Source organism: Kitasatospora sp. NPDC059747 (genome assembly GCF_042732955.1).
In the GTDB taxonomy this organism is placed as follows: Bacteria; Actinomycetota; Actinomycetes; order Streptomycetales; family Streptomycetaceae; genus Kitasatospora.
The window spans coordinates 25,623-32,795 of record NZ_JBHWGV010000020.1 but is presented as its reverse complement, the minus strand read 5'-3'; the positions used below and the strand labels follow the sequence as shown (position 1 = coordinate 32,795).

Genomic DNA, 7,173 nt, shown 5'->3' with positions numbered 1-7,173 from the left:
CCGTGCAAGCCCCCGCCCCGGTGCACCACGCCGAGCCCGCGGCCCGGGCCCCCTTCGGTAGGTGACACAGCGCCCCTGTGAAGGGGGCCGGCCCGCCCCCCCCGGGGGGGGGCGGCGGCGGGCCGTCGAAGAAGCCGGGCGGCTCAGATGAGGCCGAGCTCCTGGACCGCGTCGCGCTCCTCGGTCAGCTCCTTGACCGAGGCGTCGATGCGGGCGCGGGAGAAGTCGGAGATCTCCAGGCCCTGGACGATCTCGAACTTGCCGTCCTTGGTGGTGACGGGGAAGGAGGAGATCAGGCCGGCCGGTACGCCGTAGGAGCCGTCGGAGACGACGCCCATCGAGGTCCAGTCGCCCTCGGCGGTGCCGTTGACCCAGGTGTGCACGTGGTCGATGGCGGCGTTGGCGGCCGAGGCGGCCGAGGACGCGCCGCGGGCCTCGATGATGGCCGCGCCGCGCTTGGCGACGGTCGGGATGAAGTCGTTCTCCAGCCAGGCCTGGTCGCTGCCGACGGCCTCGAAGGCCGGCTTGCCGGCGACCTCGGCCTGGAAGATGTCCGGGTACTGGGTCGCGGAGTGGTTGCCCCAGATGGTGACGCGCTTGATGTCCGAGACCAGGGCGCCGGTCTTGGCGGAGAGCTGGCCGACGGCGCGGTTGTGGTCCAGGCGGGTCATCGCGGTGAAGCGCTCGGCCGGGACGTCCGGGGCGTTGCGCTGGGCGATCAGGGCGTTGGTGTTGGCCGGGTTGCCGACGACCAGGACCTTGATGTCGGCCGCGGCGTGGTCGTTGATGGCCTTGCCCTGCGGGCCGAAGATGCCGCCATTGGCCTGCAGCAGGTCGCCGCGCTCCATGCCCGCGGTGCGCGGACGGGCGCCGACCAGCAGGGCGACGTTGGCGCCGTCGAAGGCCACGTTCGGGTTGTCGGTGATGGTGATGTCGCGCAGCAGCGGGAACGCGCAGTCCACGAGCTCCATCGCGGTGCCCTCGGCGGCCTTCAGGCCCTGCGGGATCTCCAGGAGGCGCAGGTTCACCGGCACGTCGGCACCGAGCAGGTGGCCCGAGGCGATGCGGAAGAGCAGCGCGTAGCCGATCTGGCCGGCTGCTCCGGTGATGGTGACGTTGACGGGGGTGCGGGTCATTTCTACCTTCTCCAGCAAATCGCCAGGTGCCCCAGGCACACCGGCACTGGAGCCGAGGATGGTCTCTCGACATCGAGAGACCGGCGTCAGGTTATCGCAAAGGGAAGCGTACGCCGCGTGCGCGGGCGTGGCTGATGCGTCACAACGGCGGAACGCCCGGCGGGCACGCGGACGGCCCCCGCCCGGAGAACCCGGACGGGGGCCGTCGCGCGGCGCGGTGGCGCGGGATCAGTGCTTGGGACGCCCGATCAGCTGCCCGATGTTGTCGAGCAGCGGGAACTCCAGCCACGGGTTCGGCTGGGCCACCAGCGTCAGCAGGACGATCGCCGACCCCAGGAAGCCCAGCACGATCACGTCGGTGAAGCGGCTGCGCACCGCGAGCATCCCGACCTCCGGCAGCACCAGCCGCAGGACGGCGCCGAGCAGCACGCCGCCGCCGAGGATCAGCAGCCCGAACTTGAAACCGTCCTTGAAGTCGGCGAACCAGGTGACCGCGAGCCCGGCGCCGACCACCAGCAGGACCAGCGTTATCGGCCACTGCCGCACCGGCAGGGCGTGCTCGCGCCCGAGGGCCGCGGCCGAGCCCTCCGGCGGGATGGTGCCGGTGGTCTTGACCGGCCGCTGCCGGGACCGCGCCGCGGGTCGTGGGTCACTCATGTCCGCCGCCTCCCGGAGGTGTCAGACGCCGGCGCGGCGCTCGGCCGCCTCGACGATGTTGTTGAGCAGCATCGCGCGGGTCATCGGGCCCACGCCGCCCGGGTTCGGCGAGATCCAGCCGGCCACCTCGGCCACGCCCGGGTGCACGTCACCGACGATCTTGCCCTCGCTGCGGCTGACGCCCACGTCCAGGACGGCCGCGCCCGCCTTGACGTCCTCCGGCTTGATCAGGTGCGGCACGCCGGCAGCGGCCACGATGATGTCGGCCTTGCGCAGGTGGTAGGCCAGGTCCCGGGTGCCGGTGTGGCACAGGGTCACGGTGGCGTTCTCGGAGCGGCGGGTCAGCAGCAGGCCGATCGAGCGCCCGACGGTGACCCCGCGGCCGACGACGACCACCTCGGCGCCGTTGATCTCGACGTCGTGGCGGCGCAGCAGCTCGACGATGCCCAGCGGGGTGCAGGGCAGCGGGCCCTGGATGCCGAGGGCGAGGCGGCCGAGCGAGGTCGGGTGCAGGCCGTCCGCGTCCTTGTCCGGGTCCATGAGCTCCAGGACCGGGTTCTGGTCCAGGCCCTTGGGCAGCGGCAGCTGGACGATGTAGCCGGTGCAGGCCGGGTCGGCGTTGAGCTCGCGGACGACGTCCTCGACGTCCTGCTGGGTGGCGGTGGCGGGCAGCTCGCGCTGGATCGAGGCGATGCCGACCTCGGCGCAGTCCTTGTGCTTGCCGTTCACGTACCAGCGGCTGCCCGGGTCGTCGCCGACCAGGACGGTGCCGAGGCCGGGCGTGACGCCCTTCGCCTTGAGGGCCGCCACGCGGACGGCGAGTTCGGACTTGATCGCGGCAGCAGTGGCCTTGCCATCGAGAATCTGGGCAGTCATGACCCCATTCTCCCGGATCGCGGCAAGCCTCCGTACCAGGGCACCGGACCCGCTCCGCCGGGGCCCGCGGGAGAACGGGACGGACACGGAAGGCCGGTACCGCGTTGCGGTTGCGCCACAGTCTCGCCACCGCCGCGGGGGCGGCTGGACACGGCGCTCCCGTCCGGTCGACGATATGGGGCACGGCCCTGCCGCGACCGGCCCGGTGACGGGCCGACGGACACCACGGCGGGGCGCACCCGGGGGAAAGAAGCAGTGAGCCGACCACACGACACAGCGCCGTCCAGCGCGCCGCAGCCGTTCCCGCTCGCTCCGCACCGGGCACGTTCCTGAGCCGCCGGCGCTCGGCACCGCGGCACCGTCGCCGTGCCGCCGACGCGCCCGACCGGCGTCCCGTCCGTCCGGCACCCCGACCCGCCGGCCGGCTCCGGGCGCTCCGCCGCCCCGTCCCCACGTCCCCGTAACCGCCCGGAGGCTTCGATGAGTTACCCGCCCGACCCGAACAACCCGTACGGCCAGCCGCAGCAGCCCGGGTACGGCTACCCGCAGCAGGCCCCGCCGGCCGCCGGGTACGGCTACCCGCAGCCGGCCGCGCAGCCCGTGTACGGGTACCCGCCGGTCGCGCCCCAGCGCATGTCGATGCCGGGTCTGATGGTCACCGCCCGGGTGTTCCTGTTCATCATCGGCGCGGTGCAGGTCTTTATCACGGCCGGTCTGCTGATCGGGGCCGCCGGCGCCAAGAAGGTCGCCAACGAGCACACCACCGGCAGCGACACCGCGATCTTCGGCAACGCGGCGGCGAGCGTCCTGCTGGTCATCGGGGTCGTCTACCTGCTCGCCGCGGTGCTCTCCATCACGCTCGGCGTGAAGTTCGGCAGCGGCGGCCCGGCCACCCGGATCACCACCATCGTGTACGGCGCGATCGCCCTGCTGCTCGGCCTCGGCGTGCTGGTCAGCTCGATCACCGGGGGCGCCAACTCCCAGGTCGCGGGCGCCGCGGCGGGCGCCGGGGTCGGGGTCGGGATCGGCGTGCTGTGGATCGCGATCTGCGTCCTGTGGATCGCCGCGGTGACCACCCGGGACGGCGTCGCCTGGTTCAACCGGCCGCGCTACTGACCGGCCTGCCCGCACGGCGACGCGGAGCGGCCCGGCCCCCTCTCGGAGGGAGCCGGGCCGCTCCTGCGTTCCGTCACGCCGTCAGTGGAAGAAGTGGCGCGCGCCGGTGAAGTACATCGTCACGCCCGCCTTGGTGGCGGCCTCGACGACCTGCTCGTCGCGGATCGAACCGCCGGGCTGCACGATCGCCCTGACGCCCGCGGCGATCAGGATCTCGGGGCCGTCCGGGAACGGGAAGAACGCGTCCGAGGCCGCGTACGAGCCCTTGGCCCGCTCGCCGGCCCGCTCGACCGCGAGCTTGCACGAGTCCACGCGGTTGACCTGGCCCATGCCGACGCCGACCGAGGCACCGTCCTTGGCCAGCAGGATCGCGTTGGACTTGACGGCCCGGCAGGCCCGCCAGGCGAAGGCCAGCTCGGCCAGCTCCGCCTCGGACAGCGCCTCGCCGCTGGCCAGCGTCCAGGTCGCCGGGTCGTCGCCCTCGGCGTGCACCCGGTCGGCGTCCTGGAGCAGCACGCCGCCGGAGACCGGGCGCACCTCCTGGCGGTTGACCGGGGCCTCGGGGGCGAGCAGCACCCGCAGGTTCTTCTTGCGGGCCAGGACCTCGACCGCGCCCTCCTCGTAGCCGGGGGCCACGACGACCTCGGTGAAGATCGGGGCGATCTGCTCGGCCAGCTCGACGGTGACCGGGCGGTTGACCGCGATGACGCCGCCGTACGCGGAGACCGGGTCGCACTCGTGCGCCTTGCGGTGCGCCTCGGCGACGTCGGCGCCGGTCGCGATGCCGCACGGGTTGGCGTGCTTGATGATCGCGACGGCTGGCTCGGCGTGGTCGTAGGCGGCGCGGCGCGCGGCGTCGGTGTCGACGAAGTTGTTGTACGACATCTCCTTGCCGTGCAGCTGCTGCGCGCCGGCCAGGCCGCCGGTGCCGGCGCTGTACAGCGCGGCGCCCTGGTGCGGGTTCTCGCCGTAGCGCAGCACGCTCTGCCGCTCCCAGGTGGCGCCCAGGAACTCGGGGAAGCGCTCGTCGCTCGGGGCGTAGCCGGCCTCGAACCAGGAGGCGACGGCCACGTCGTAGGCGGCGGTGTGGGCGAACGCCGCACCGGCCAGGCGCTTGCGGGTGGCCAGGTCGAAGCCGCCCTCGCGGGCGGCCGTCAGGACGTCGCCGTAGCGGGCCGGGTCGACCACGACGGCGACCGACGGGTGGTTCTTGGCGGCGGCGCGGACCATGCTCGGGCCGCCGATGTCGATCTGCTCGACGCACTCGTCCGGGGTGGCGCCGGAGGCGACGGTGGCCTTGAACGGGTAGAGGTTCACGACGACCAGGTCGAACGGCTCGACGCCGAGCTCGGCCAGCTGAGCGCGGTGCGACTCCAGGCGCAGGTCGGCGAGCACGCCGGCGTGCACGCGGGGGTGCAGCGTCTTCACGCGCCCGTCCAGGCACTCCGGGAAGCCGGTCAGCTCGGAGACCTCGGTCACCGGGACGCCGGCGGCGGCGATGCGGCCGGCGGTCGAGCCGGTGGAGACGATCGCGACCCCGGCGGCGTGCAGGCCCTGGGCCAGCTCCTCCAGACCGGTCTTGTCGTACACGCTGATCAGCGCACGACGGATCGGACGGATGTTCTCGGAGACAGGGGGGGTGGTGGAGCTGGCACTCATGCCGGGATCCATACCTTTCGGTCCTCGATGCGGTGACCTTCGCGGGCCAGCCGGCCCACGACGTCGACGAGCAGCTTGCGCTCGACAGTCTTGATGCGCTCGTGCAGCGCTTCGCCGCCATCGGCGTGATCGGCGTCGGCGACCTCGACGACGCCCTGCGCGATGATCGGCCCGGTGTCCACCCCGGCGTCGACCAGGTGGACGGTGCAGCCGGTGACCCTCACCCCGTACGCGAGCGCGTCGGTGACGCCGTGGGCGCCGGGGAAGGACGGCAGCAGAGCGGGGTGGGTGTTGACGATCCGCCCCGCGAAGGCCGCGATGAACTCGGGGCCGAGGATCTTCATGAAGCCGGCCGTGACGACCAGGTCCGGCTCGTGGGCGGCGACGGAGGCGGTCAGCGCGCGGTCCCAGTCGGCGCGGTCCGCGTGGTCCTTGACCCGGTGGACGAAGGTCGGCAGGCCCGCCCGCTCGGCGCGCTCCAGACCCGCGATGCCGTCGCGGTCCGCGCCCACCGCGAGGATCTCGGCCCCGTAGGCCGGGTCGGCGGCGGCGTCGAGCAGCGCCTGCAGGTTGGTGCCCGAGCCGGAGACCAGCACCACCAGGCGGGCCGGTCCGGGCGTACGGGGCGGGAAGAGCTGGGCGGGGGCGGCGGCCACTGCGCGATTCTCCGTAGGTCGGGCGCCGCCCGCTGGTACGTCCACCGGCGGTGGGGCCACTACGAACGGCAGGTCGAGCGAGGGGGAACACCAGGAGAACCCGCCGCGACGCGGGCCCCGGGGAACCTCTGTGAGCTGCTGACCGTCACCACGATAACGGCTGGTCGGACGGCCCCCGAACCCTCCGGCCGGGGCTACGCGCGTAGTTGAGACGGGGATCTCCCCGCGCCCGGCCCGGCAGGCCGCCGGGGGCCCGTCGGACCGCTGCGGGATCATAGGGGCACGGGCACCCGCCCCACCGACCGAGAAGGAATGGCGGAAACCATGAGCAGCGGTGACAACCCCGGCGAGCGCAACCCCTTCGCGCCGCCGCCGGCGGATGCCCCGGACCAGCCGTGGCAGCCGCGTGCCCCCCGGTCCGCCGACGGCGGCGACGGCCCCGACGGCGAGGGCCCCGGCCGGTCCGGCGGCGACGGCCGGCAGCCCCGCCCGCCGGCCCCGCAGCCGCCACGGCTCGACCCCACCGATCCGGCCCAGCGCAAGGCCCGCAACGCGGCGCTCGCCGGGCTGTTCGCGCTGATCTGCGTGCTCGCCGGGGTCACCTGGGTGGCGCTGTTCGTCGGCGCGCTCGGCATCGTGTGGGGCATCGGCGCGATGCGCGCCCCCCGGCCGGCCACCGCCGTGGGCGTCGCGCCCGCCGGGCCGAACCCGCTCACGCCGGCCGCGCTCGCCGGGGTGCTCACCGGCGCGATGACCGTCGTGGTGGCGTCCTCGGTGATCGGCCTCGGGCTCTACTACGACGACTACGTGACCTGCGTCCGCGACTCGCTGACGACGGTCGGCGCCGACAACTGCAGCCGGCTCGCGCCGCAGTGGTACGTCGACCTGGTCGGGAACGGCCGGAACTAGGACCGGCCCTTTCCGCTCGGAGGGCCGCGGCGTCAGGGCGTGTCCAATCGCAGGGCGGAGGCTGAGGGACATCGGCCGCCGACGACGACGCGGCGACGTGCGCTCCCCGGCGTCGCGGCGCCCGGCCTGAGTCGAAAGGACACGCCCTACGGTCGGTCCTCCGA

7 protein-coding genes are annotated in these 7,173 nt (G+C 73.8%); 2 read left to right on the top strand and 5 right to left on the bottom strand.

Features of this window, described 5'->3' with window-relative positions; all coding sequences use genetic code 11:
* Nucleotides 1-143: 143 nt before the first annotated feature.
* The 3 genes from ACFV4G_RS11550 to ACFV4G_RS11540 form a co-directional block, all read right to left on the bottom strand.
* Nucleotides 144-1,136 carry a malate dehydrogenase gene (locus ACFV4G_RS11550; RefSeq protein WP_380439003.1) on the bottom strand — a complete coding sequence of 331 codons (993 nt, stop codon included), beginning with the start codon at nucleotides 1,134-1,136 and terminating at the stop codon, nucleotides 144-146.
* Between the two features lie 228 nt (nucleotides 1,137-1,364).
* Nucleotides 1,365-1,793 carry a DUF3017 domain-containing protein gene (locus ACFV4G_RS11545; protein WP_380439001.1) on the bottom strand — a complete coding sequence of 143 codons (429 nt, stop codon included), beginning with the start codon at nucleotides 1,791-1,793 and terminating at the stop codon, nucleotides 1,365-1,367.
* A 21-nt stretch (nucleotides 1,794-1,814) separates the two neighbouring features.
* Complete coding sequence (locus ACFV4G_RS11540) at nucleotides 1,815-2,669, bottom strand: bifunctional methylenetetrahydrofolate dehydrogenase/methenyltetrahydrofolate cyclohydrolase (RefSeq protein WP_380438999.1); 855 nt, start codon at nucleotides 2,667-2,669, stop codon at nucleotides 1,815-1,817.
* 480 nt (nucleotides 2,670-3,149) lie between these two features.
* Between ACFV4G_RS11540 and ACFV4G_RS11535 the strand changes: the two genes are divergently transcribed.
* Complete coding sequence (locus ACFV4G_RS11535) at nucleotides 3,150-3,785, top strand: hypothetical protein (RefSeq protein WP_380438997.1); 636 nt, start codon at nucleotides 3,150-3,152, stop codon at nucleotides 3,783-3,785.
* An 81-nt stretch (nucleotides 3,786-3,866) separates the two neighbouring features.
* Here ACFV4G_RS11535 and purH read toward each other — a convergent pair whose 3' ends face one another.
* Complete coding sequence (gene purH, locus ACFV4G_RS11530; RefSeq protein ID WP_380438995.1) at nucleotides 3,867-5,444, bottom strand: bifunctional phosphoribosylaminoimidazolecarboxamide formyltransferase/IMP cyclohydrolase; 1,578 nt, start codon at nucleotides 5,442-5,444, stop codon at nucleotides 3,867-3,869.
* A complete protein-coding gene (gene purN / locus ACFV4G_RS11525; protein WP_380438993.1) occupies nucleotides 5,441-6,100 on the bottom strand; it encodes a phosphoribosylglycinamide formyltransferase in 660 nt (219 codons plus the stop codon). The genes purH and purN overlap by 4 nt, the downstream gene beginning before the upstream one ends.
* Before the next feature lie 324 nt (nucleotides 6,101-6,424).
* Here purN and ACFV4G_RS11520 point away from each other — a divergent pair, with 324 nt between their 5' ends.
* Entirely contained in the window at nucleotides 6,425-7,009 is a 585-nt protein-coding gene (locus ACFV4G_RS11520) for a hypothetical protein (RefSeq protein WP_380438991.1), read from the top strand.
* Nucleotides 7,010-7,173 lie beyond the last annotated feature (164 nt).